The following is a 24892-nucleotide window of genomic DNA, read 5'->3' as shown; positions in this document are numbered from 1 at the left end:
ATGAGTTGGATTGCTTTATTGTGGTCATATGCCATTAAGTTTGTTTTTTACTATCCATTATTTATGTCGTATTTATGGATGGTGGGAGCACTCATTTTCTATTGGAGAGAGCGTCAAGATCCTCCCTATCAGCAACCTGCAGCTTTAGCTGAATATCCTAAAGTTGCGGTCTTAGTGCCGTGCTTTAATGAAGGGGATAATGCTGAAGAAACCATTAGCCATGCACTTAAGCTGGATTACCCTAACTTTGAAGTGATCGCGATTAATGATGGTAGTTCTGACAATACGGGTGAAGTACTCGATCGATTGGCGACACAGTATGAAAAATTACGTGTGGTACATCTGGCACAAAACCAAGGCAAGGCAATGGGGCTACAAGCCGGTAGCTTGATGACCGATGCAGAATTCCTGATCGGGATTGATGGAGATGCTCTGCTTGATCCACACGCGGCCAAATGGATGATGCGTCATTTCTTGGAAGATCCAACCGTGGCAGCGGTAACTGGTAATCCGCGTATTCGGACACGTTCGACTTTGCTTGGGCGCATTCAAGTGGGTGAGTTCTCTTCGATTGTCGGTATGATCAAGCGTGCACAACGAACCTTTGGTCGTTTATTTACCGTATCGGGGGTGATTACCGCTTTTCGTAAAAGTGCAGTACATCAAGTTGATTATTGGTCACCGAACATGTTGACTGAAGACATCGACATCACTTGGAAATTACAACGTGCAGGTTGGGATGTGCGCTTTGAGCCAAATGCCTTGGTGTGGATCTTGATGCCAGAAACCTTAAATGGTTTATGGAAGCAGCGTCTACGTTGGGCTATGGGTGGCGCACAGGTCTTGGTTAAAAATATTGATGTGTTTTTAAAACCTAAACTTAATTTTTTATGGCCTTTGATGTTTGAACTGTGTTTGACACTTGTTTGGTCATATTTGATGCTTATTATGGCGATCATCTGGTTATTGCATTTTATCTTTGCAATTCCAGCACTGGCGGTCGTGAGCTCGCCATTTTTACCTTACGGTAGTGGAATTTTATTGGGAGCGACCTGTTTAATTCAGTTTGCTTTAAGCAAATGGATGGATAGTCGTTATGAACCAAACCTTGGGAAAAATTATTATTGGATGATTTGGTACCCGTTTGTGTTTTGGTTGATCACAATTACTGCTACAATCGTCGCCTTTCCAAAGGTACTGTTGCGTAATGATGAGAAGCGTGCCCGTTGGATTAGCCCAGATCGTGGAATTCGTTGAATCCTAAAGATTCATTTTGCTGAGTAAAAAGCAATGAAAGCAGACAGCTTGATTATTGATGTACGTCGCCAACTCCCATGGCATAAACGCTACTTCTCGACCACTACCACCGCAATGATGTGGGCAGGGTGGTTATTGTTATGGCGTCCATTTATTTTGGTATGGGTGTTGGTTGAATTACAAAAGACCCATATCGCACAGCGTTTAATGTCCGCATTTGGTGATGGCATTGAGCATGGTGTAACGGCATTGTTTATGTGCGCGGTTGCATTATTGCTTTGGAGTTTGTTACCTGCAAAACGTGTGCATAAAAAGCATGCAGTTGAAAAGACACTCCCTGATTATGCGCGTTATTTCGAATTAGCTGAGCAAGAAATTCAAGCTGGACGTCAGCAGAAGGTGAGTATCGTCCATCATGATGAGAATGGTAAGATTGTTCGCGTAGAATAAGACTTATTGTTCTAAATTAAGAATATCAAATGCCTTAATTTTTAATTAAGGCATTTTTTATGATCTGATCATAAATTTCAGGCATAAAAAAACCAGCTTACGCTGGATTTTTATTTGCACCATCTTTCACTAGTTGGAAGATGGTGCCCGAGGCCAGACTCGAACTGGCACGCTTTGTGGGCGGGGGATTTTAAATCCCCTGTGTCTACCGATTTCACCACTCGGGCATGTGCGCAATAATAGAGGACACTTTAAAACTTGGCAAGAGCAAAACTTGCTATTTGCTTTCTTTTCAATCAATTCATGTGCTTATCTGATGAAAATTAAGCACTGTCATATAACTTTCATGATTCTTTCATCAAACTGAGATCAAAGCTTCATTTAAGCCGATTAATTTAAATCATTTATTTATAGTGATAAAAGTTAAGGTAGCTATCCAAATGACAGCAAAAATTTCACGACGGGAACTTATTCAAAAAAGTCTATTCGGTTTCGGGGCGTTGTCTTTATCTGCGGGTTTTACAGGATGTAATGACAGTTCGGATCAAGAGACGGCAACATTACAAGTGAATTTTGAACATGGGGTTGCCAGTGGTGATCCTTTACAGGATCGCGTGATCTTGTGGACACGCTTGACGCCAAGTGAGAGTAGTGCGCGTCTGCAAGTGACGTGGGAAATTGCTTTAGATCAGCAATTCAAACAAATCATTAAAACCGATAAAGTCACCACAACAGCTTCACAAGATTTTACGGTGAAGGTAGATGCAACAGGTTTAAAACCAGATCAAAGCTATTTCTACCGTTTTATCTTCGGGGATAAAGTTTCACCTGTGGGTCAAACCAAGACTTTGCCAAGCAGTGCGACAAAAGTCAGTTTTGCAGTATGTTCATGTTCAAACTATCCAGCAGGTTATTTCTATGTATATCGTGAAATGGCCAAGCAAAATGTCGATGTGGTGATCCATTTAGGTGACTATATTTATGAATATGGCGCGGATGGTTATGCAGCAGAAGATGCAGCTAAATTAGGTCGTACGCTTGCTGCAGACAATAATAAAGAAATTATTAAATTGGATGATTATCGCAAGCGTTATGCGTTGTATCGTAAAGATAAAGACTTGCAGGCCTTGCACCATCGTCATCCATTTATTGTGATTTGGGACGACCATGAGTTAGCCAATGATGCATGGCGAGAAGGGGCTGAAAATCACCAGCCGAATGAAGGGCCATTCCTTGACCGTAAACTAGCCGCTTTGCAGGCCTATTTTGAGTGGATGCCAATTCGCCCTGTCGATGATCAACACACCAAGATTTATCGCCAGTTCGATTTTGGTAATCTGGTTCAATTAACGATGTTGGATACGCGAATTATTGCGCGTGATGAACAGTTGGATTATGCCAACTATATGACAGCGAATGGTTTGGATATTGCAAAATTCCAAGCAGATTTGACCAATCCAGCACGTACTCTAATGGGTTATACCCAACGTGATTGGCTGATTGGAAAATTGCAACAGTCGACAGCAAACTGGAATGTGCTTGGTCAGCAAATTCTAATGACCAAGATGTTGGTTCCTGCTGAGTTACTGCTTGCTTTAGCTGAAATTACTGCGGGTAATCCGAGCGCAGATACTTTAAATAAGATGAATGCACAAATTACCGAGTTGGTGACTTTAAAAATTCGCTTGCAGAAAGGTGATCCGAATTTAACAGCACAAGAAAAAGCACGTGTTCTGACGGTTGCACCTTATAACCTAGATGCATGGGATGGTTATTTTGCTGAGCGTGAGATTGTGTATGCTGCATTGGCGCAATTAAAGAAAAAAGTCGTGGTACTGGCAGGGGATACGCATAACGCTTGGTCGTCAAACTTATATAGTAAAGACGGTGTATTTGTTGGGGTGGAGCTGGCGACCAGTTCTGTGTCTTCACCTGGTTTGGAAAAATATTTAAATATTCCATTAGCGCAGTTGCAACAGTTTGAATTTGCATTCACAACGTTGATTGATGAGTTGAATTACTGCAATTTAAATCAAAGAGGCTATTTGATTGTTCAATTTGATGCTGCACAAGTGCAATCACAATGGATTTATGTCGATTCGATCAAAAAGCCTGAATATGTGATTGATAAAACTCGTGGTTATCAATTGAGCTTGGATAAAAACTTATTGCCTGTGAAAACAGGGCAGCAAGTGGCTTAAGTTTCAAAAGTGGGGGAAGCCAAGTCAATGAACTTGGCTTTTTTATGATCTGTCCTTAAATTTTGGACATAAAAAAACCAGCTTACGCTGGATTTTTATTTGCACCATATTTCATTAGCTGAAATATGGTGCCCGAGGCCAGACTCGAACTGGCACGCTTTGTGGGCGGGGGATTTTAAATCCCCTGTGTCTACCGATTTCACCACTCGGGCTTTACCAATGGAGGCGGAGGTCGGAATCGAACCGGCGTACACGGAGTTGCAGTCCGCTGCATGACCACTCTGCCACCCCGCCATCTCTTGGTGATGCACATATTAGCAATCTTTAAAAAAAAAACAATAGTGTTTATTGCGAATATGCACATAAAAACAACATCTAAAAGAATATTGCTCAAATTATCATGTATTATTTACGCAATTGATTCATACCCACTTTGGAGATGCGCTGTGGCATTGGTTTTAGACGGTCGTGCATTAGCAAAACAAATTGAAACGGATTTGTTGGTACGTGTAGAAGCATTAAAAGCAAAATCGGGGCGTACCCCAATCTTGGCAACCATCTTGGTGGGTGATGATGGTGCATCTGCCACTTATGTGCGTATGAAAGGTAATGCTTGCCGCCGTGTTGGCATGGACTCATTAAAAGTTGAACTTCCAAAAGAAACCACAACTGAACAATTATTGGCTGAAATTGAAAAATTAAATGCCAATCCAGATGTACATGGCATCTTATTGCAACATCCAGTGCCAGAACAAATTGATGAAAGAGCATGTTTCGATGCGATTTCATTGGCAAAAGATGTGGATGGCGTGACGTGTTTAGGTTTTGGTCGTATGGCAATGGGCGAAGCGGCCTATGGTTCAGCAACTCCAGCTGGCATTATGACCATTTTGCAAGAAAACAAAATTGAAATCGCAGGTAAACATGCGGTTGTTGTGGGCCGTTCTGCTATTTTGGGTAAACCAATGGCGATGATGCTATTACAAGCCAATGCAACGGTCACCATTTGCCATTCTCGTACTCAAAACTTGCCAGAATTGGTAAAACAAGCTGATATTATTGTTGGTGCAGTCGGTAAAGCTGAATTGATTCAAAAAGATTGGATCAAGCAGGGTGCTGTTGTGGTTGATGCAGGTTTCCATCCACGTGATGGCGGTGGTGTAGGCGATATCCAATTGGTCGGTATTGAAGAGATTGCTTCTGCTTATACCCCAGTGCCAGGTGGTGTGGGTCCGATGACGATCACCACGTTGATTCGTCAAACTGTAGAAGCTGCTGAAAAAGCATTAGCGTAAAGATTAATAACCCCTCGCGAAGAGGGGTTTTTTTAGAATTAAACAAATATGAGTTGTACTTTTCAATTTGCCAAAGCGCCTGAACATTTGTTGCAGGCCTTGCATCAGGTGATTCCCAATACTGATTTATTGGCACAACAATTACCTGAAACACCGATTTCACTTTGGTTAATTCCTCCGGTATTTCCAACGGATCGCTTAGATGATGAAGTGATTCGACGGATTTGGAATGAAACGCCGTACTGGATTTTTTGTTGGGCCTCTGGTCTTGCAATGGCACAATGGCTTTTGGCAGAGCCACATCATGTTAAAGATAAGGTGGTGCTGGACTTTGGTGCAGGTTCAGGTGTGGTTGCGATTGCGGCAAAAATGGCTGGTGCTAAACGTGTGATTTGTTGTGATATTGATCCCGTGAGTCTGGCATCATGTCGTGAAAATGCGTTGCTGAATGATGTTGAGCTTGAATATTTGGACGATTTGTATCAGTCCGAGCAAGTCGATGTGCTGCTGGCGGCGGATGTATTGTATGACCAATCCAATCGATTCTTTTTGGATGAGTTCCTTAAGTTCGCACCTGAAGTCTGGGTCGCCGATAGTCGAGTCAAAAACTTTAGTCATCCTCAATATCTAAAAATTGACGAACGTAGTGCAAGTACTTGGCCAGATTTGGATGAAGCCAAAGAGTTTAGAAACGTCAGTTTTTACCGAACCAAATAAATATTCCTTGTTAAAAAAGAACAATAGAGTTGAGGTTATCAAATCTCAACACAATCGCCTCACCACGCATGCTAAAACATTGAAATGAAATAAACAGATAGCCTTTGGGCTGTTATATAGCAGAATCTTTAAAAAAGGAACGTGTATGAGTATTCAGCAGATTGATGATGGGAAACATGGTGCATTTAAGCTGTTCGAAGGCGAGGTGCTTGCGGGTGAGATGGCATACACTTGGGCAGGAGATAGCATGCTCATTATTGACCATACCGATGTAAGTGATCAATTTCGTGGGCAGGGTGTAGGACATAAGTTGTTAAAGGAGTTGATCGCCTTTGTACGTGAACGTCAGGTGAAAGTCATTCCTTTATGCCCATTTGCAAAATCGGTGTTTGATAAAGATCTTTCGATTCATGACGTATTGAAAGGATAGGTTGAGTTGGATGTATTCTCAATGATGGAATACATCCATTTTTATTGATCAAGTCATAAAATTAAGAACAGGTATAGCGAACCACTTTGAGTGTGCTTGGACGTGTTTCAAGTGCCTGACGGGTTGCATAGCCTTCGCTATTATTCAAATCTGGCGAATTAGATAAGCCAAATGTTGCGCGGCTATTACCAATTTTTACGCCATATTGCTCTTGTTGGGTTGGATTAACGATTTCATTGACACTCAATACTGCAAGTTTATAGGTTTTGTCTGCACCTAAAATTTGCTTGCAGGCATGTTGTAATTTTTTCTCATCTAGATCGCTATTGCTACGTGCCGCGAGGGTATAGGCAACAGTCGCAGAAGTGGCCGTTTTATTTTCAATTTGATAACCCGTTGTGCCATTGTATTGATGTGGACTACTTTGACAGGCTGCAAGAACAAGAGCACCGCTCATAATTAACAATAAATTGGTTTTTTTCATATCAATGATCCTGTTATTTCTGGTTTTAGTATCGCATAAAATAAGTTTTTTATTGTGAGGAATCTTTAAAACACAGGCTATTCATCGTTTTTTAGCTTCAAATATAAAGAAAGAATTTTCGTTTTCGAACAATTTTGCATATAATCTGCCAAGTTTTTTATTTAATACAGAAGTCATTGCTTTTTTGTAGTATTTGAGCCCGTTTTTTAACGGGCATTTAATTTATTGCACTATACATAAGCAAGTCTGGATAGGTATGTCATGATCTCTACAGATAGTCAAAAGAAATACGTGGTTGCATTTGACCAAGGTACAACCAGTTCACGTGCGATCGTATTGGATCACGATGCGAATGTCATCAGTATTGCCCAGCGTGAATTTACGCAAATTTACCCACAACCAGGTTGGGTTGAGCATGATCCAATGGAAATCTGGGCAACGCAAAGTGCGGTATGGGTTGAAGCTTTAGCGCAAGCAAGTATTTCTAGCGAGCAAATCGCAGCGATTGGGATTACAAACCAACGTGAAACCACTGTCATCTGGGATAAAAAGACAGGTAAACCTATTTACAATGCAATTGTATGGCAAAGCCGCCAAAGCAATGAAATTTGTAATCAACTGCGCCAAGATGGCTGGCAAGATTACGTTCATAAAGTAACTGGTTTGGTCCTTGATCCATATTTCTCTGCAACTAAAATTAAGTGGATTCTTGATCGTGTTGAAGGCAGCCGTGAACGTGCAGAACGTGGAGAGCTTTTATTTGGTACCATCGATACCTGGTTGCTTTGGAAATTGACCAATGGCCAAGTTCATGTGACTGACTATACCAATGCATCTCGCACCATGTTATTCAACATCGAAACGCTTGAATGGGACGATAAACTGCTTGAAGCGTTAAATATTCCTAAAGCGATGTTGCCCGAAGTTCGTGGTTCTTCTGAAGTCTACGGTTATACACATACCATTAGTGGTCAAGAAATTGGGATTCCAATTGCAGGTATTGCAGGGGATCAACAAGCCGCATTGTTTGGACAAATGTGTGTTGAAGCGGGTCAGGCAAAAAATACCTATGGTACAGGTTGCTTCTTGCTCATGAATACGGGCAAACGCATTGTGCAATCTAATCATGGTTTATTGACGACAATTGCATGTGGTCCGCGTGGTGAAGTGAACTATGCACTGGAAGGTGCGGTGTTCAATGGTGGTTCATGTGTGCAATGGTTGCGTGACGAACTTAAGGCGATCAATGATTCGCATGATTCCGAATACTATGCAACCAAAGTAAAAGACAGTAACGGTGTCTATGTGGTGCCCGCATTTACAGGTTTAGGTGCGCCATATTGGGATCCAACAGCACGTGGTGCAATCTTGGGTATCACTCGCGGTGTAAGTATCGAACATATTATTCGCGCCACATTGGAGTCGATTGCTTACCAAACCCGAGATGTATTGGATGCCATGCAGCAAGATTCGGGTGAGAAATTGCGTACCTTGCGTGTTGATGGTGGTGTAACTGCCAATAACTTCTTGATGCAATTCCAAGCCGATATCATGGGCACTTCAGTAGAACGTCCTGCGATGAAAGAAACAACGGGTATGGGTGCTGCATTCTTGGCTGGTTTAGCTGTCGGTTTCTGGTCGGATTTAAACGAATTGAAGAGTAGAATGACCATCGAAAATACCTTTGTGCCAGAGTGCGGTCAGGATGTGACTGAAAAACTCTATAAAGGTTGGTTAAAAGCTGTCGGACGCACTCGTGATTGGGCGGAAGATTAAGCTAAAATAGACCGTTTAGTATGACTTAAAACAACACAGGATGGATGAGCATGAGCTTGATACTACGCCAACAAAAAACCCTCGAACTAGTGAGAGAGCGTGGCTATATCAGTATTGAAGAACTTGCTCAACATTTTGATGTCACCCCGCAAACCATCCGTCGTGATATTAATCAATTGGCGGATGAGGGCTTGCTGAGACGTTATCACGGTGGTGCAGCGCATGATTCAAGTGTGGAAAACACCGAATATACGATGCGTGTCGGGTATATGTTGGAAGAAAAGAGACTGATTGCAGCCGCTGTGGCTGCAGCCGTTCCAGATCATGCTTCTTTGTTTATTAATATTGGGACCACAACTGAAGCAATCGCGCATGCGTTATTGAACCATACGGGTTTGCGGATTATTACCAATAACCTCAATGTTGCCAAAATTCTGAGTACCAAAGAAGACTTTGAGGTACTGATTGCCAGCGGGCGTGTGCGTCCAGATGGTGGCGTGATTGGTCAGGCGACTGCGGATTTCTTTAAGCAGTTTAAGGCAGACTATGCACTGGTAGGCATCAGTGGTATCGAAGAAGACGGGACTTTACTGGATTTTGACTTCCAAGAAGTGTGCGTATCTCAAGAGATTGTTTCGAGTGCCCGTCAAGTTTTCCTTGCTGCGGATAGCAGTAAGTTTGGTCGTAATGCCATGATTCGTTTAGGTTCACTTAAGCAAGTGGATTGTATTTTTACCGATCAACAGCCGAATGAAGAGTTTATGAAAACCATTCGCGATTTGGATGTTGGGTTGATTGTTGCCAAGTAAATCTTCATTTCCGAAAAATTGTTACTTTTCTTGAGCTGAATATTTTTGGCTCAAGAATATTTAAATAAGAATAATGCTGTAACCATGAGCAGTCTTTGTATTGCCAGATCATCCTCTTTTTAATCTACACATTTTCAATTTTGACCATTTATCTAAAAACGCCTATAAATTGGCATTTTTTTGACGTTTTTTTATTGTTTGTTTTCATTTTACATGTTTAAATGTTCGTTATTGAACAATAATGAAAATTTGCGGTGACTTATGCAAACTTCTCCTCAGTCAAATGACAAAATTTATGACCTTGCTGTCATTGGTGGTGGTATCAACGGTGTTGGTATTGCAGCAGATGCTTCAGGTCGTGGCTTATCAGTATTCCTCTGCGAAAAAGATGATTTGGCCAGCCATACCTCTTCTGCAAGCAGTAAGTTGATCCATGGTGGTTTACGTTATCTTGAACACAAAGAGTTTCGCTTAGTCCGTGAAGCGCTGGCTGAACGTGAAGTATTGTTGGCAAAAGCACCACACATTATCCGTCCCATGCGTTTTATCATGCCGCATCGTCCACACTTACGCCCAGCGTGGTTGATTCGTACAGGTTTGTTCTTTTACGATCACTTGGGTAAACGTGAAAAATTATTGGGTTCGAATAACGTTTATTTTAAAGAAGACAGTCCATTAAATGCTGCGATTACTCGCGGTTTTGAATATTCAGACTGTGCGGTAGATGATTCTCGCTTGGTGGTGTTGAATGCCATGCATGCGCGTGAAAAAGGTGCCGACATTGTCACACGCACACGTTGTTTATCAGCACAACGTGAGGGGCAGTATTGGGTTGTTGATTTGGAAAATGCACAAGGTCAATTCCAGATTAAGGCCAAGGCTCTAGTGAATGCAGCTGGCCCTTGGGTTGCACAATTTATTAAGCAAGATTTGCAGCTTAAATCGCCGTATGGTATTCGTTTGATTCAAGGCAGTCATATCATTGTGCCGAAGCTGTATGAAGGCGACAAAGCCTTTATCATGCAGAATGATGACCGTCGTATTGTGTTCGCAATCCCTTACTTAGACCAATACACCATGATTGGAACCACGGATCGTGAATATCAAGGTGATCCTGCACAAGTAAAAATCACCCAAGAAGAAATTGATTACTTGATTGAAGTAAGTAATGCACATTTCAAAAATCAGTTAACCCAAGCGGATATTATTTCGACTTTTGCTGGTGTACGTCCATTGTGTGATGATGAATCAGACAATCCATCTGCAATTACCCGTGATTATACTTTGGCTTTATCGCAAGAAGCAGAAGATCAGGCACCTTTACTTTCGGTCTTTGGTGGTAAGTTAACCACGTATCGTAAGTTGGCAGAATCTGCAATGCAGCAGCTCAAAGCATTTTTCCCAGAAATGACGGGCAGTTGGACAGCAACTGAGGCTTTACCTGGTGGTGAAAATATGGCAACAGCTGAACAGTTGGCGAAAGAGATTCGTGCACAAATCACCGATGCATCTGAGGCTTTGGCAAAACGTTGGGCATCTGCTTATGGTTCACGTATTTGGAATATCTTGGGAGAAGCAACTTCGGTTGAGCAGTTAGGTCAGCATTTTGGTCAAGGTTTGTATGCGAAAGAAGTGGATTATTTATGCCGCTTTGAGTGGATAACGACCAGCCAAGATATTCTGTGGAGACGTTCAAAGCTTGGTCTCAATTTTGCACCAAGTGAAATCGAAAGCTTAGATGTGTATTTAGCAAATAAACCAAATACCACGGTTGCTGCTTAAAAGTTCTCAATAAAAAAGCCCCTTTGAATAAGGGGCTTTTTTATGGGTCTTCATTAGTATTTGAAGCGGAATGCAACAGTGTAATTTGCAGGTGCTCCGTAGAAGGCTTGTCCATCGGTAAAGCTGTTTAAATATTTTTTATCCGTTACGTTATTGGCGTTGGCCTGAATACTGAGATTTGGACTAATGTCATAACTTGCCATCAAATTGAGCAGCGCATAATCACTTTGTTTAAGGTAAGTGCTATAGCTTGGGTCAAAACGGGTGATTTTACTTTGCCATTTCACACCTGCACCAACTTTCAGTTTTGGTAGCTGAGCAGGAGAGTAGGTTGTTAAAAGATTAAAGCTTTGCGTTGGGTTATAGGTTCTTGCAGCACCGCCATTCTTTAGGTCTTGCAGGCTAAATTGGGTATAGCCGAGAGAAACATTGACTTGATCTGTTAATTGTCCAGCTAAACCGACTTCTACGCCTTGCGAACGTAAATCACTGATTTTAGATGTACGATTGAGAGGGTGGCTATCTGTTGGGCGAAGTGGGTAATTATTCTCTTCGGTTCTAAAGACAGCAAGTGTTCCAGTAAGTTTATTATCTAACCATGAACTCTTGAAGCCAGCTTCATAGCTTTTTCCTTTGATTGGGTCGGCAACCTGTTTTGTTATATCATCAACTGCAGTTTGTGGGCGGAAAATAGAGGTATAACTCATATAACCCGTATATTCAGGTGTAAAGTTATAGGTGATACCTGCATAAGGGGAAACTTTACTTTCATCGTAAACCATTGGTGCATTGTAACTTGTACCTTCACTTTTGGCTTTGACGTAGTTTGCGCCTAAAGTGAGTTTTAGGTCTTCATTTAAATGAAGGCGTGTCGCAGCATAAACCGATTGATTGCGCTGTGTATAGTCGGCTGTTTCAGAAAAATCAGACCAAGTAACATTGTTTGGGGTCCAACTTGACCAATCTGTTGTATAAGGGACATTATCCACATAGTTGATGTTACTGTCGTGCAAAGTGCCATTTTTTGCATGGTCATTTTGGTGGCTATTTGAGAAGGTATAGCCGATGATTGCTTCATGCTCACGATTAAACAGGTCAAATTTGCCTTGTAGATTTAAATCGGCTGTATGTAGTTTATTATTTTCTAAAAAGCCGCTTGGTGTTAGGGAAATACCTGAGCCATCAGCATTTGGATAGCCATAGTAGTAGAGCAGTTGGCTTTTACGATCCTTCTCATTGTAGTTGTAGCTTAGGTTGGCAGACCAAGTTTCTGATAATTTTTGTTTTAACTCAAAAAATGCATTACGTGAAGTATTGTCCCAATAGGTCCAATCTGGATTAGGGTTATAGGAGCGATCATAGCTGATTTGTTTACCCGTAGAATCCATCAACGGTAAAGCCCCCCAGTTATTGGCATTGGGCTTATTTTTTTCTTGGCTGGCACCAATAGTTAGTAAGGTATTGTCTCCAAGATCAGCTTCTAAAATTCCTGCAATGCCATTTTTCTCAGAACTATAGCGGTCTAAGTTTGAATCGCCTGTTTGTTGAAAACCAGAAACACGGCCGCGAACAGTACCGTTTGGTGATAGGCTACCCGAGGCATCTGCCTCATAACGTTGTGTATCCCATGAGCCATAGCTTAAGCCTGCATTGGCTTGAAACTCTTTGGTGGGGCGTTTACGGATATAGTTAATGGTTGCGCTTGGATCACCAAAAGCATTGGTCAGTGCATCTGCACCTTTAATGACTTCAATGCGATCATAAAAGTAGCTGTCTGGATTGGTGTCATTATAATTCCATTCACTTGATGGAAAACCAACTCCATCAACCAGAATGTTTGAAATTTCAAAACCACGTGCCATATACACAGAGCGTTCAGTTTCAAGTGAATTAACGGTCACACCGGGAGTATTGTTCAGCACATCTCGAGAACTGGTGAGGCCAAAATCTTCAATTTGCTGGCGTGTCACTACATTGATAGTCTGAGGGATTTCTTTGGCTTCAATATCGAGTTTGGTGGCGCTTGAACTATTTTTAATGGTATATGCTTTGGTTTTTTCACTGGCATCGCTATCTTGCGAGGCTTGAACTTTGATGGTTGGGAGTTGTTGTGATCCTTCCTCAAGTGCATGGCTATATGAGCTGATACTGACTAATGTGGAGATTGCTAAAAAAAGGGGGGTGCGTTTGAACAGTGTGGAAGAACTCATGTCTACAACCATGTAAATGAGAAATATTATTATTACAATTATTGTTAATATTCGTTAACTTTACAATTTATTTCGTCCGAAGCTTAATGGGAATACCTAGCGTGGGGTGGAGGGTTGATAGGAATTTTCGAAAATTGGGCATTAAAAAAGGCCGCTGTGGCGACCTGTGATCAGTTATGTCCAGTCAAATGTAAATAGGACCCGTTGAGTTTCGGGTTGGTAAAACATCAAGATATTGTCGGCACCATGATTGCAATACTCCCAACCCGATGCTGAGGCAATGAAATAATAGCGTCGTTGCTGTCGATCAAAGATGTGTACAAAACAGTTGTCATCTTGTTCAATATTTTCCAGTTTAAGTTGTTCTTCAATCGGATAGCACCAGTTGCCATATTCAGCATCACCACCCAGTTGATTGAGTAAAATGGTAGGTTCCTTATTTTGATAATTGATATCAGATGTACTAATCACTCTTTTTTGTTCTAAGAAGCGTTGTTTGACCTGTCGAAAATCTGCATGCATTGCTTGGCTATGCGTCAAAACCTCAGCATATGAAGGATGACTTTTATTTTCTAAAATAAAATAGTGTTGATCAGCCAGCCAATGGTATTGAGACTGCTCATCCAACTGTAAAATAAACCAATTTTCATGCGCAAATTCATTATGAAACTCAGCAGTCTCTGAGCCGATATAACACTCATAAGGTTCAATTGGATTAACTAAATGAATCCAACCGTGCCATTCAGGATTGATCTGGGCAAGGTCAATCGAAATGAGGGGGAGTAAATGCTTTGCGAGAAAGGCGTCTTTGCTTGTAAAGACGGTGTCTGAGTCTGGGAGTAATTTTAAAAAATCTTGTGCAGTTGTAATCTCTTGTTGCATAACTTTTCCTGTTTAAATCGATAAAATACGGATCTCTTTATATTTTTTAACTGACTTTTGCTGGCACATTAAAGTCTTAATTTGTTCATCTTCGATGGATGAAAATTACTTTTGAGGCTGCTAGTTTATTATAGTTTTGCAATGTAAGATGACAAAAAAGGCCGCCGAAGCGACCTTTTTATGTCAATTATGATTAAGCAGATTTAACAGCTGCTAATAATTCATTTTGACGATCTTTAAGTGCTTGAGGTAAGCGAGCACCAAGTTTAGTGAATAACTCAGTGTGGCTTTCAAGTTCTTTGATCCATTGATCTTTGTCTTGAGCTGTAACAGTGTTGAATTGCTCTTTAGAGAAATCAATACCATTCCAGTTCAACTGTTCATAAGTTGGAACATAACCGATTGGTGTTTCAGTCGCTTCAGCGCGGCCTTCACAACGATCAATGATCCATTCAAGAACACGCATGTTTTGACCGAAACCAGGCCATACGAAGTTGCCTTCAGCATCACGACGGAACCAGTTTACGTTGAAGATTTTTGGTAATTTATTACCGGCAGCTTCAGCTTTTGCACCAACTTCTTGACCAAGTTGTAACCAGTGACCGAAGTAATCAGCCATGTTATAACCCGCAAATGGAAGCATTGCGAATGGGTCACGACGAACGATACCTTGTTGACCAACCGCTGCTGCAGTTGTTTCAGAACCCATCGTTGCCGCTTTATAAACGCCATCAACCCAGTCAAACGCTTCGGAAACTAAAGGCACAGTGTCTGCACGACGACCACCGAAGATGAATGCAGAGATTGGTACGCCTGCTGGATTTTCCCAGTCAGCGTCAATCGAAGGGCATTGACCTGCAGAAACGGTAAAGCGCGAGTTTGGATGCGCTGCTTTTTCGCCTTCAACGTATGGTTGACCTTTCCAAGTGATCAGGTCAGCTGGAACTTCTTTAGTTAGACCTTCCCACCATACTTCGCCATCTTTAGTTACGGCAACGTTGGTGTAAATCACATCTTTATGCATGGTTGCGATACAGTTCGGGTTAGTTTTGGTATTTGTACCAGGTGCAACACCGAAGAAACCTGCTTCTGGATTGATTGCATATAAACGACCATCTTCACCTGGTTTGATCCAAGCAATATCGTCACCTACAGTTTCAATCTTCCAGCCTTCGTAACCTGCTGGTGGAATTAACATCGCAAAGTTTGTTTTACCACATGCAGAAGGGAATGCCGCTGCGATGTAGTGTTTTTCACCTTGTGGGTTAGTTACACCTAGAATTAGCATGTGTTCAGCTAACCAGCCTTGCTCACGACCCATTGCAGAAGCAATACGTAATGCTAGGCATTTTTTACCAAGTAATGCATTACCGCCGTAGCCAGAACCGTAAGACCAGATTTCACGCGTTTCTGGATAGTGAACGATATATTTTTCGTTGTTACATGGCCAAGCAACGTCTTTTTGACCATCTTTTAATGGTGCAGCAACAGTGTGTACGCATGGGATAAACTCACCATCTGTACCTAACACGTCATAAACTGCTTTACCCATACGTGCCATTTTAGTCATGCTGACTGCAACGTAAGGTGAATCTGTTAACTCGATACCAATGTGAGCAATGTGGCTTCCTAAAGGACCCATCGAGAAGGGAACCACATACATGGTACGGCCTTCCATTGCACCGTCAAATAATCCATTTAATTTTTCGCGCATTTCTGCAGGAGCAACCCAGTTGTTTGTTGCGCCAGCATCTTCTTCATTTTGCGAGCAGATATAAGTACGGTCTTCAACACGAGCAACGTCAGAAGGATCAGAATTTGCAAGATAAGAACCAGGATGTTTTTCTTGGTTAAGTTTTTGCATGGTGCCGTTAGCGATCATCAAGTCCATGAGACGTTGATATTCTTCTTCGCTACCGTCACACCATTCGATTTTTGCTGGTTTGGTCAATTTTGCAATTTCTTCCACCCATGCAATCAGCTTAGGGTGACGAACGAATTCTGGTGCGTTCACTTGGGTCATGGTGATGCCTTTTTAAAGTGTGTACGACGTACAAATTCTATCCACTGGATGGCAGTGAGACAGATGAAGTAAAAAAAGTGGCTGTATTAAAGCATAAAATCATAAAAAATATAAGACTAAAGAATAGGTAGGTGTGTAAGGTGGGAAATGTTGGTTTGTGATTATAATATTGTTTTTTAATAATTTTATTATTCTATGTTTTATTATTTTGTTTTTTTATATGTAATATTTTTTTTATAAATTTCTTTGTTAATCAGTGTTTTAATTTATTTTTAATTTTTTGAGAATTGTTATTGATTATATGAATAATGTTCATTCAAAAATTACATAAACTTGCTTTTATTTGTTGATTTTGTAAACAAAAATAGGCTTATCAAAAGCCCTAAGGTTGATGCGAATGAGTCGAAATTTACAGCCTTTATCTATTATTTATAATCAAAAATCAGGTTTCCATGCTGCGCAGCAAGATGATGAATATGAGCGCCTTATGACATATTGGACACAATATGGATTTGAAATTCAGGTTTTTGAATTAAATCAGCAGGTTAATTTTGATGACATGATGAGAACTGTTTTGGCTAGGCATCAACAGACTGAATTACGTGGCGTTGTGGTTGCGGCTGGGGGAGATGGAACTTTAAATGCGGTTGCAAAACAGTTAATCCATACGGATATTCCGATGGGGATCATACCACTGGGTACGTTTAATTATGTTGCACGGGCGTTGAATATCCCGATTGATGTTGCGCAAGCGGCAGAAGTGATTGCAACGGGCAGGATACAAGCAGTGCACGTTGCTGCAATCAATGATCAAATTTATCTCAATAATGCGAGTTTAGGGCTGTATCCTTTATTTATAAAAAAACGTGAACTATACAATCAGCGACTTGGACGTTTTCCACTAAATGCCTATACATCGGGTTTGGATGTATTACTGCGTGAACATAAATCCTTAAAACTTGCGGTGACCATTGATGAACAGCGCTATCCTGTTGCAACACCGTTAGTTTTTTTTGGTAATAATCAACTGCAACTGAGTGATATGAAATTAAGAGTTGCAGAATGTGCTGCTAATGGAAAGTTAGCAGGGGTTGTTGTTGCCAAAAGTGATCGTTTCAGCTTAATGAAAATGTTATGGAAATTGGTTCAGGGTAAAATTGATCAAGCTTCTGATGTATATTCATTTTGTGCCGAACATATACTGGTCAATTGTAAAAAGCCAAAATTAACGGTGGCAATAGATGGAGAGCTTATGGAGATGGACACCCCATTAAAATTTTCAGTGAAAAAATCTGCGTTAAAAGTGATGGTTCCGAATGTTATTACACCTGTCTGATCTACATTTTGGAACGGAACGTGAAGGTTGCATTCAAGCAATCAAGCAATTTTGCCAACAACATCGTCCTGAAGCTATTGTAGTCAGTGGCGATCTCACACAGCGTGCGCGTTTTAAGCAGTTTTATGCATGTCGCCAATTTCTAGATTCTCTCAACCTTCCTTATATTGTTGTTCCGGGTAATCATGATATTCCGCTGTATCATGTTTGGAATCGCTTCTTTTCTCCCTTTGTCCGTTATCAGGCTTTTTTTGGCCGTTTAGAAACAACCTTAGAAACCGAGCATTTTTATATTGTCGGGATGAACAGTATTCGGCGGCGCTATCATACGCGTGGGCATATTTCACTGGATCAAATTCATGAAACCTATGAAAAGTTAAATCATGCGCCAGCGAATAAAATAAAACTGGTGGTTTTTCATCAGCCTTTTTATACCTTCCCAAATGAGCATGGTGATAAAGATTGTCCTGTGCTTGGAAAAATTGCTTTAGAACGCTGGGGAGAGACGGGGTTATTTGGTTTATTGCACGGACATTTACATAAAGTTGCTGTGCATGATTTAAATCAAATTTTTCAGTTGGGATTTGATCATCCAATTTTAGATATCCATGCAGGCACAGCGACTTCAAATCGATTACGTTTTGGATTAACCAATAGTTTTAATGTAATTTCGGATGATGGCAAGATTGAACATTATTGGTTTGATGAGAGCTTGGGTAACTTTCACACATTGAAATAAACCAGTTATAAAGATTCTTGTGTGCTTAAGTAGATGATGGTTATAGGTTATATAAATTTAGCTTTACTTGTTTTTTTCGGCGATAATTGAAATGTGCTTAATCGTTAAAATTTTTATTAATATTTTATTAATCAATTGATTGGTTTGGATTTTAAAGTAAAAAACACATTTTATAATTGAGCTTATTCTTTCTTAAAAAATATAAATTACTTTGAAAACTGCTGAGTTTTTCTTTCTAAATTTTAGTTTGTAATATGTTGTAACTGCCTAAGTTTTGCTAAGATTTGCTTTTTAATAATATATGCAAATCGCAAATAAAATATTGAACATTTTTGCGATTTCAGTAGGCAGTTAGGGATCAAAATGAAACGTGTATTTTTACTAGATAAAAATAATCATAAAGCAGCCGCCACATCTGAGATCGGAATAGCAGGACAAACAAAACCAATCCCTTTAAATCAAGCTTTGCTTGCAAAATCTGGGGTTAACGTTGATCAAATCGCTTCAATTACACGTATTGGTAATGATGCAATTGTGCATCTAATTGATGGTACAAAAGTTATTCTAGAAGGATTCTTTGTACAGGATATTTTGCAGCTTCCGTTACAGGATGGAGAAAGTTTATGGGCTGCAATTGTCGACACTAAAGATGAAGAGCAACCGATTTCCGATTATTTAGTCTTAGATGGTGTTCCGTCCGATGTTTTGGCTTCAGATAGCTCGGTTGTTCGTCCCTTATCTGAGATCCCGAATGCGATTGCAACTGATCGTTCAGTTGAGACTAGCCATGCAATTGCAACGACAGCTTCTAGCACAGTAGGGAGCATCCCGACTTGGGCATGGATTACTGGAAGTGTGGCAGGTGTCGGTGCAATCGCTGCTGCCAGTGGTGGCGGCGGTAATGGCAGTAAAAAAAATGATCCAGCCCCTGATACCACAGCGCCTGTATCACCTCAAGGTAGTTTTACTGCGCAACAGGATGGAAAAACCATAACCGGTCAAGCTGAAATTAGCAGTACGGTTATTGTGAAAGATGTGACTGGTAAAGCGTTAGCGGAAACGAAAGTGGGAGCTGATGGTAAATTTAGTCTGACTTTAGTTCATGCTTTGACCAATGGTGAACAGCTTTATGTGACTGCTAAAGATCAAGCTGGCAATGAAAGTACGGCTACTCGGATCACGGCACCTGATACAACCGCACCTGTTTCACCTCAAAGCAGTTTTACTGCACAACAGGATGGAAAAACCATAACCGGTCAAGCTGAAATTGGCAGTGCGGTTATTGTGAAAGATGTGACTGGTAAAGCGTTGGCGGAAACGATAGTGGGAGCTGATGGTAAATTTAGTCTGACTTTAGCTAATGCTTTGACCAATGGTGAACAGCTTTATGTGACTGCTAAAGATCAAGCTGGTAATGAAAGTACAGCTACTCTGATCACTGCCCCTGATACAACCGCACCTGTTGCAGGGCATCTGGCTTTTACTCATTTTGTTGATAGTGGTCATTCGGATACGGATTATATTACACAAAATAATACGTTTGATCTGCGCTTGACAGGGCAAGAGCAAGGAACAGCGGTTATCTATCAAGTGTCTAAAAATGGCGGTGAGTGGACTGAGACCGTTGTCGCACAAAAAGATCTGTTAGATGGGGTTTATCAATTTAAAGCCATTGTGACGGATCAGGCGGGGAATAGCAGTGAAGTGTTGTCTCCGCTTGTGACTGTTGATAAAACGCCACCGCAGACTGGTGTTTTATTATTTACAGATTTTACCGATACAGGTGTTTCAGCGACGGATTACATCACCAATGATCAGACCTTTAATTTGAATCTTAAAGGACAGGAACAGGGAACAGTAGTTAGCTATGAAGTGTCTAAAAATGGCGGTGAGTGGGCTGAGACCGTTGTCGCACAAAAAGATTTATCAGATGGGGTTTATCAATTTAAAGCCATTGTGACGGATCAGGCGGGGAATAGCAGTGAAGTGTTGTCTCCGCTTGTGACTGTTAATAAAACGCCACCGCAGACTGGTGTTTTATCATTTACAGATTTTACCGATACAGGTGTTTCAGCGACGGATTACATCACCAATGATCAAACCTTTAATTTGAATCTTAAAGGACAGGAACAGGGAACAGTAGTTAGCTATGAAGTGTCTAAAAATGGCGGTGAGTGGGCTGAGACCGTTGTCGCACAAAAAGATTTATCAGATGGGGTTTATCAATTTAAAGCCATTGTGACGGATCAGGCGGGGAATAGCAGTGAAGTATTGTCTCCTATCGTCACGATAGATACGATTGCACCAGCTGCAGGCACTTTAAAAATTGTTAATTTAAATGACACTGGTAATTCAGCTTTTGATCGAATTACCCAAGATAATAGTTTTGATTTACATGCATTAGATCCAATTGTAATTAATAAAGAAGCTACGTTTAATAATCGCTATGAAGTTTCTAAAGATGGTGGGAAAACCTGGGCAGAAACGACTACCAAGCAGGTCAATTTAGCTGATGGTACTTATTTATTTAAGGTTGTTGGAACAGACATTGCGGGGAATATTGTAGAAACTGCAATCGAAAAAGTTGTCGTGGATACCATGGCTCCAAAAGTTGCGACTACGCTTAAGCTTGTAGAGGGGAGATCAGGTTCAATCTTGACGGGTAGTGCAGAACCTGATGCCACGATCCAAGTCTATGATCAAAATAATAGTTTGGTTTATCCATGGAACACGACAGTTAATTCTGATGGCACATTTGCTGTAGATTTTAGTCAATATTATTTAAAAGAGCAGACTTTAACTGTAACAGTGACTGACCGCGCGGGGAATGTCAGCGAAAAGGTAACCATTGTTGCACCTTTAGATAATATTAAGCCTGACCCCATTCAATTGATTGAGTTTAATGAGGATGGGCGTCGTTTTACTGCAATAGCAGAAGCCAATAGCATAGTTAGAATCTATGATGTAAATCATAACGAAATTGGGCGTGGTGATGCTGATAGTGAAGGTAAAGTTTCAGGTCAATTAAATTATGTTTATTTAAAGGGGCAACAATTAAGTTTTATTGTTTTTGATCGGGCAGACAACCAGAGTGAAGCCGTTACTGCTTATGCACTAAATGATAATACACCACCAGAGGCAGCGACAAATCTTCTTCTGGCTGAAAGTCATAATGGATCGATTCTAACGGGTATGGCAGAAGCAAATACCACGATCTTGATCTATGATGAAAATAGTCAGTTAGTTTATTCATGGAATAATACGGTTAATACGGATGGAACATTTGCTGTAGGTTTTAGTCAATATTATTTAAAAGGCCAAATATTAACTGTAACTGTGATTGACCGTGCAGGAAATGTCAGTGAAAAAACCAGCATCGTTGCACCTTTAGATAATACTAATCCTGACCCTATTCAATCTGTTGAGTTTGATCAGGATGGACGTCGTTTTACGGCAATAGCAGAAGCCAATAGTATAATTAAAATTTATGATGCAAATCACAATGAAGTTGGAGGTGGTTCTGCGGGGAGTGATGGTAAAGTTTCAGGTTGGTTTGATAATGTCTATTTAAAAGGACAACAATTAAGTTTTATTGTTTTTGATCGAGCTGGAAATCAAAGTGAAACTCTTTCACTTGAAGCCATAAACGACTCAACTCCACCAGATGCGGCTAAGAATCTTAAATTAACGGAGGGCAGCGATAGCTCGATTTTAACGGGTATCGCTGAACCTAATAGCATCATTCAAGTTTATGATCAGAATAATAATCTAGTCAGTAGGTGGAGCAGTACGGCATATAGTGATGGCACATTTACTGTTTATTTGAATCAATTTTATTTAAATGCGCAGACGTTAACGGTCGCAGTCACTGATCGTGCAGGCAATGTGAGTGAAACAGTAACGATTGTTGCACCATTGGATGAAGTGGCGCCTCTCGCTGCTGAAAATATCAGCATAAATGAAGCAGGATTAATTTCTGGTCAGGCTGAATCGAATGCAAGAGTTGATATTATTGATCAATATGGAAATTTGATCACAACGACTGTGGCCTACAATGGCTCTTTTTCTCACTGGATCAACTATAGTCAATATCAAACACAAACCTTAAGTTTTGTGGTGAGAGATTCTGCAGGGAATCGCAGTGATGTTGTACAAAAAGTTTTGCCTGTATTACTCAATACCCCGCAAGCTGTGACAGATTTATTGCTCGATGCAGAAGGACATAATTTATCTGGTCAGGCAGTTGCTGGCCAGCAAATTATTGTGAGTAATGCAGTTGGCGAGCGTGTGGATAGTAATTGGTGGAATTTTGTTGTTAATGAAGATGGTACATTTAATGTGCAGCTTAATAGCTACTATTTACAAGGACAGACATTATATGTCCGCGCCTTAGATCCAACGAACAATCTATATGGTCCAATCACTGAAGTTATTGCACCTTTAGATAATCTTGCACCACTACTCAATGAATTGGTTATTAGTGAAAATGGGGATGAAATCAGTGGACAAACTGAACCAAAAGCAACAATCAAAGTCGTTGATGCTAATGGTGATGTTCGTGCAGAGTCCAGCTCAGATGAAACGGGTCATTTTAATCTAAGTATTTATCCTCCAGTGATACGTGGTGAGCAGTTGTTTATTACAGCAACGGATTTAGCTCAAAATATCAGTACACCAGTTCATATTATTTTTAATGCCGATAGCAATGCACCCAGCCCAGCTGGAAATATCGTTATGTCTGACAATGGTTTCTTTATATCTGGAGATGCTGCACCTAATAGTTATATCCGTATTGTGGATACCCATAATAATTTCATTAGTAGTGGTTTAACTGATAAATGGGGGCATTTTAATATTCAGTTTTTCATCGCTCAAATCAATGGTGAGGCTCTACGTATTGTTGTAGAGCAAAATGGTTATCAAAGTAACTATACCGAAGTTATTACGCCAGTCGATACTGTCGCACCAACTGCAGCAACACAAATTGCAATCAATGAATATGGTTATCTCATTGGACATGCGGAACCTAAGGCCTTAGTTGAAATAACTTATAATTTTGATGGTCAGCCGTCTTATACCAATACAGTTATTGTGAAAAAGGAGGGAATATTTGAAGTCTATATGAATAATAAAGCAACCTCATTGGCTGTGACTGTAATTGATAGTGCGGGAAACCAAAGTGCTACGGTAATAATTAAACCAACAGAGATTCCCCAGATTAAGGTAGATCAATTTAGAGGAGATCAGACCGATAATATTTATCAAGTAGATCATGGTTCTGATTTTATCCAAGAATATCGTATTGAGCATTATGAAAATTATAAAGAAGTGTGGGTAGATGATAGCCATTATGTATCTCAGTGGTTTGATGGATATTATGAAAAGCAATGGATAGAAGGCCATTATGAACCAGTTTTAATAGAAGGCCATTATGAGGAAATTTGGTTTGACAATGGGGAATGGCGCTACCGTGATTACTATAGTGATCAGGACGGTAAGCGTTACTATACTGATGATGGTTCATATGATGCTTATGTAAATCAGTATTTTGACTCCGAATTAGGATTATGGCAGGACGGTTATGCCCTTAATGGACCTGAGATTGAGCAAGAGTGGGTCAGTAAACTGTATTCTGAGCAGATTTGGTTTGGTGATTCTTACAAAGATCAGTGGGTTGAAGGTCATTATGAAAATGTTTGGATTGAAAGGCATGAGGAGTATTCGTGGGTTGAAAGTGGTTATTGGGAAAATCAACTAATCGAATCTGGTTATCGAGATGTAGACTTTGGTGGGCATGATAAAGTTTTGAGTTCTGTAAGTTATAGTCTGATGGGGAATTATGACTGGGTAAATGACCCAGAAAGTATAGAAAGACATTTAGAAAGTGGGCGTTATATTGAAGATCTTGAGCTAGTTGGTAGTGCAAATATCAATGCCACAGGTAATGGATTGGATAATGTGATTACAGGGAACGCTGGGAACAATATTTTGGATGGTCGTGGTGGTCACGATACCTATATTGGAGGTGCTGGTTCGGATACTGTGATTTATAACATATTGAATTATAGTGATGGACTTATTGATCGCTGGCAAGATTTTCATGTTGGTAATGTCTGGACAGATTTGCAAGCAGATAAGATTGATCTCAGTCAATTATTGATGGATTACACAGGGGATGGTTCGACTGCATCTCTGGAAAAATTCATTCATGTCAAGCAAGAGGGTGAGAATACCATCGTGAGTATAGATCGAGATGGTGAAGCCTCTGCTGAGAGCGGTGTTCAGTTAGTGCTACTCAACAATGTCAACACAACATTGAGTGAATTATTGGGTAACCACCAAATTATTATTTAAACATCTTTTTATGAAAATCTAAGAGCTGTCAATGACAGCTCTTTTTCTTGGCTGTAGACAATTTGTTCAATCAAAATCAGTTTGAAGAAAAAATACTAAAAAAGTCGAGTTTTTTTTAATTCGCCCCTTGAAGCTATTTTTTTTAAC

The 24892-nt window shown here is 40.5% G+C and carries 16 protein-coding genes and 3 tRNA genes; 12 read left to right on the top strand and 7 right to left on the bottom strand.

Going from position 1 to position 24892, the window contains the following annotated elements; genetic code table 11:
• A complete protein-coding gene (gene pgaC / locus WA352_RS09675) occupies nt 1-1257 on the top strand; it encodes a poly-beta-1,6-N-acetyl-D-glucosamine synthase (RefSeq protein WP_004801493.1) in 1257 nt (418 codons plus the stop codon).
• Nucleotides 1258-1290: 33 nt separating this feature from the next.
• Entirely contained in the window at nt 1291-1707 is a 417-nt protein-coding gene (pgaD, locus tag WA352_RS09670; RefSeq protein ID WP_004801491.1) for a poly-beta-1,6-N-acetyl-D-glucosamine biosynthesis protein PgaD, read from the top strand.
• Nucleotides 1708-1848: 141 nt separating this feature from the next.
• On the opposite strand, the gene WA352_RS09665 is transcribed toward pgaD, so the two are convergent.
• Nucleotides 1849-1934, bottom strand: a tRNA-Leu gene (locus WA352_RS09665).
• 213 nt (nt 1935-2147) lie between these two features.
• Between WA352_RS09665 and WA352_RS09660 the strand changes: the two genes are divergently transcribed.
• On the top strand, nt 2148-3908 hold the full coding sequence (locus WA352_RS09660; protein ID WP_336142330.1) for an alkaline phosphatase D family protein: 1761 nt from the start codon (nt 2148-2150) through the stop codon (nt 3906-3908).
• A gap of 126 nt (nt 3909-4034) precedes the next feature.
• Here WA352_RS09660 and WA352_RS09655 read toward each other — a convergent pair.
• Together WA352_RS09655 and WA352_RS09650 are read right to left on the bottom strand one after the other, a co-directional pair.
• Nucleotides 4035-4120: transfer RNA gene (locus WA352_RS09655), tRNA-Leu, on the bottom strand.
• Between the two features lie 8 nt (nt 4121-4128).
• A tRNA-Cys gene (locus WA352_RS09650) sits at nt 4129-4202 on the bottom strand.
• A 152-nt stretch (nt 4203-4354) separates the two neighbouring features.
• On the opposite strand from WA352_RS09650, the gene folD reads away from it, so the two are divergent.
• The 3 genes from folD to WA352_RS09635 all read left to right on the top strand — a co-directional run bounded on the left by folD (nt 4355) and on the right by WA352_RS09635 (nt 6350).
• Complete coding sequence (folD, locus tag WA352_RS09645; protein ID WP_004652016.1) at nt 4355-5203, top strand: bifunctional methylenetetrahydrofolate dehydrogenase/methenyltetrahydrofolate cyclohydrolase FolD; 849 nt, start codon at nt 4355-4357, stop codon at nt 5201-5203.
• Between the two features lie 48 nt (nt 5204-5251).
• Nucleotides 5252-5920, top strand: a complete 669-nt coding sequence (locus tag WA352_RS09640) for a class I SAM-dependent methyltransferase (protein WP_004801487.1) — start codon at nt 5252-5254, stop codon at nt 5918-5920.
• A gap of 145 nt (nt 5921-6065) precedes the next feature.
• A complete protein-coding gene (locus WA352_RS09635) occupies nt 6066-6350 on the top strand; it encodes a GNAT family N-acetyltransferase (RefSeq protein WP_005322836.1) in 285 nt (94 codons plus the stop codon).
• A 61-nt stretch (nt 6351-6411) separates the two neighbouring features.
• Here WA352_RS09635 and WA352_RS09630 read toward each other — a convergent pair whose 3' ends face one another.
• Nucleotides 6412-6834, bottom strand: a complete 423-nt coding sequence (locus WA352_RS09630; protein ID WP_004801483.1) for a hypothetical protein — start codon at nt 6832-6834, stop codon at nt 6412-6414.
• A 261-nt stretch (nt 6835-7095) separates the two neighbouring features.
• Between WA352_RS09630 and glpK the strand changes: the two genes are divergently transcribed.
• The 3 genes from glpK (at nt 7096) to glpD (ending at nt 11201) form a co-directional block, all read left to right on the top strand.
• Nucleotides 7096-8610: a glycerol kinase GlpK gene (gene glpK, locus WA352_RS09625; RefSeq protein ID WP_336142322.1), complete on the top strand. Its 1515-nt coding sequence runs from the start codon at nt 7096-7098 to the stop codon at nt 8608-8610.
• Between the two features lie 50 nt (nt 8611-8660).
• The gene (locus tag WA352_RS09620) at nt 8661-9419 is read left to right on the top strand and encodes a DeoR family transcriptional regulator (RefSeq protein ID WP_336142319.1); all 759 of its coding nucleotides are present in this window, start codon (nt 8661-8663) and stop codon (nt 9417-9419) included.
• A 261-nt stretch (nt 9420-9680) separates the two neighbouring features.
• Entirely contained in the window at nt 9681-11201 is a 1521-nt protein-coding gene (glpD, locus tag WA352_RS09615; protein WP_336142316.1) for a glycerol-3-phosphate dehydrogenase, read from the top strand.
• Between the two features lie 53 nt (nt 11202-11254).
• Here the strand turns inward: glpD and WA352_RS09610 are convergent, their stop codons facing one another.
• The 3 genes from WA352_RS09610 to WA352_RS09600 all read right to left on the bottom strand — a co-directional run bounded on the left by WA352_RS09610 (nt 11255) and on the right by WA352_RS09600 (nt 16316).
• Nucleotides 11255-13423, bottom strand: a complete 2169-nt coding sequence (locus tag WA352_RS09610) for a TonB-dependent siderophore receptor (protein WP_336142313.1) — start codon at nt 13421-13423, stop codon at nt 11255-11257.
• Between the two features lie 162 nt (nt 13424-13585).
• Entirely contained in the window at nt 13586-14293 is a 708-nt protein-coding gene (locus WA352_RS09605) for a hypothetical protein (RefSeq protein ID WP_336142310.1), read from the bottom strand.
• A gap of 193 nt (nt 14294-14486) precedes the next feature.
• Nucleotides 14487-16316 carry a phosphoenolpyruvate carboxykinase (GTP) gene (locus WA352_RS09600; RefSeq protein WP_004801473.1) on the bottom strand — a complete coding sequence of 610 codons (1830 nt, stop codon included), beginning with the start codon at nt 16314-16316 and terminating at the stop codon, nt 14487-14489.
• Nucleotides 16317-16713: 397 nt separating this feature from the next.
• On the opposite strand from WA352_RS09600, the gene WA352_RS09595 reads away from it, so the two are divergent.
• The 3 genes from WA352_RS09595 (at nt 16714) to WA352_RS09585 (ending at nt 24745) form a co-directional block, all read left to right on the top strand.
• Nucleotides 16714-17652, top strand: a complete 939-nt coding sequence (locus tag WA352_RS09595) for a diacylglycerol/lipid kinase family protein (RefSeq protein WP_336142307.1) — start codon at nt 16714-16716, stop codon at nt 17650-17652.
• Nucleotides 17633-18391, top strand: a complete 759-nt coding sequence (locus WA352_RS09590) for a metallophosphoesterase family protein (RefSeq protein ID WP_004801468.1) — start codon at nt 17633-17635, stop codon at nt 18389-18391. The genes WA352_RS09595 and WA352_RS09590 overlap by 20 nt, the downstream gene beginning before the upstream one ends.
• 363 nt (nt 18392-18754) lie before the next feature.
• Entirely contained in the window at nt 18755-24745 is a 5991-nt protein-coding gene (locus WA352_RS09585; RefSeq protein ID WP_336142305.1) for an Ig-like domain-containing protein, read from the top strand.
• Nucleotides 24746-24892 lie beyond the last annotated feature (147 nt).

It is taken from the genome of Acinetobacter sp. 102 (assembly GCF_037028485.1).
GTDB lineage: Bacteria > Pseudomonadota > Gammaproteobacteria > Pseudomonadales > Moraxellaceae > Acinetobacter > Acinetobacter higginsii.
The sequence above is the reverse complement of the archived record's forward strand: the minus strand, read 5'-3'. Positions and strand labels throughout refer to the sequence as shown.

What these genes read in the sequence shown, in the direction of transcription:
- pgaC (WP_004801493.1), top strand. Translation starts at nt 1, where the DNA reads ATGAGTTGGATTGCTTTATTGTGGTCATATGCCATTAAGTTTGTTTTT.
- pgaD (WP_004801491.1), top strand. Translation starts at nt 1,291, where the DNA reads ATGAAAGCAGACAGCTTGATTATTGATGTACGTCGCCAACTCCCATGG.
- WA352_RS09660 (WP_336142330.1), top strand. Translation starts at nt 2,148, where the DNA reads ATGACAGCAAAAATTTCACGACGGGAACTTATTCAAAAAAGTCTATTC.
- WA352_RS09640 (WP_004801487.1), top strand. Translation starts at nt 5,252, where the DNA reads ATGAGTTGTACTTTTCAATTTGCCAAAGCGCCTGAACATTTGTTGCAG.
- WA352_RS09635 (WP_005322836.1), top strand. Translation starts at nt 6,066, where the DNA reads ATGAGTATTCAGCAGATTGATGATGGGAAACATGGTGCATTTAAGCTG.
- WA352_RS09630 (WP_004801483.1), bottom strand. Translation starts at nt 6,834, where the DNA reads ATGAAAAAAACCAATTTATTGTTAATTATGAGCGGTGCTCTTGTTCTT.
- glpK (WP_336142322.1), top strand. Translation starts at nt 7,096, where the DNA reads ATGATCTCTACAGATAGTCAAAAGAAATACGTGGTTGCATTTGACCAA.
- WA352_RS09620 (WP_336142319.1), top strand. Translation starts at nt 8,661, where the DNA reads ATGAGCTTGATACTACGCCAACAAAAAACCCTCGAACTAGTGAGAGAG.
- glpD (WP_336142316.1), top strand. Translation starts at nt 9,681, where the DNA reads ATGCAAACTTCTCCTCAGTCAAATGACAAAATTTATGACCTTGCTGTC.
- WA352_RS09610 (WP_336142313.1), bottom strand. Translation starts at nt 13,423, where the DNA reads ATGGTTGTAGACATGAGTTCTTCCACACTGTTCAAACGCACCCCCCTT.
- WA352_RS09605 (WP_336142310.1), bottom strand. Translation starts at nt 14,293, where the DNA reads ATGCAACAAGAGATTACAACTGCACAAGATTTTTTAAAATTACTCCCA.
- WA352_RS09600 (WP_004801473.1), bottom strand. Translation starts at nt 16,316, where the DNA reads ATGACCCAAGTGAACGCACCAGAATTCGTTCGTCACCCTAAGCTGATT.
- WA352_RS09595 (WP_336142307.1), top strand. Translation starts at nt 16,714, where the DNA reads ATGAGTCGAAATTTACAGCCTTTATCTATTATTTATAATCAAAAATCA.
- WA352_RS09590 (WP_004801468.1), top strand. Translation starts at nt 17,633, where the DNA reads ATGTTATTACACCTGTCTGATCTACATTTTGGAACGGAACGTGAAGGT.
- WA352_RS09585 (WP_336142305.1), top strand. Translation starts at nt 18,755, where the DNA reads ATGAAACGTGTATTTTTACTAGATAAAAATAATCATAAAGCAGCCGCC.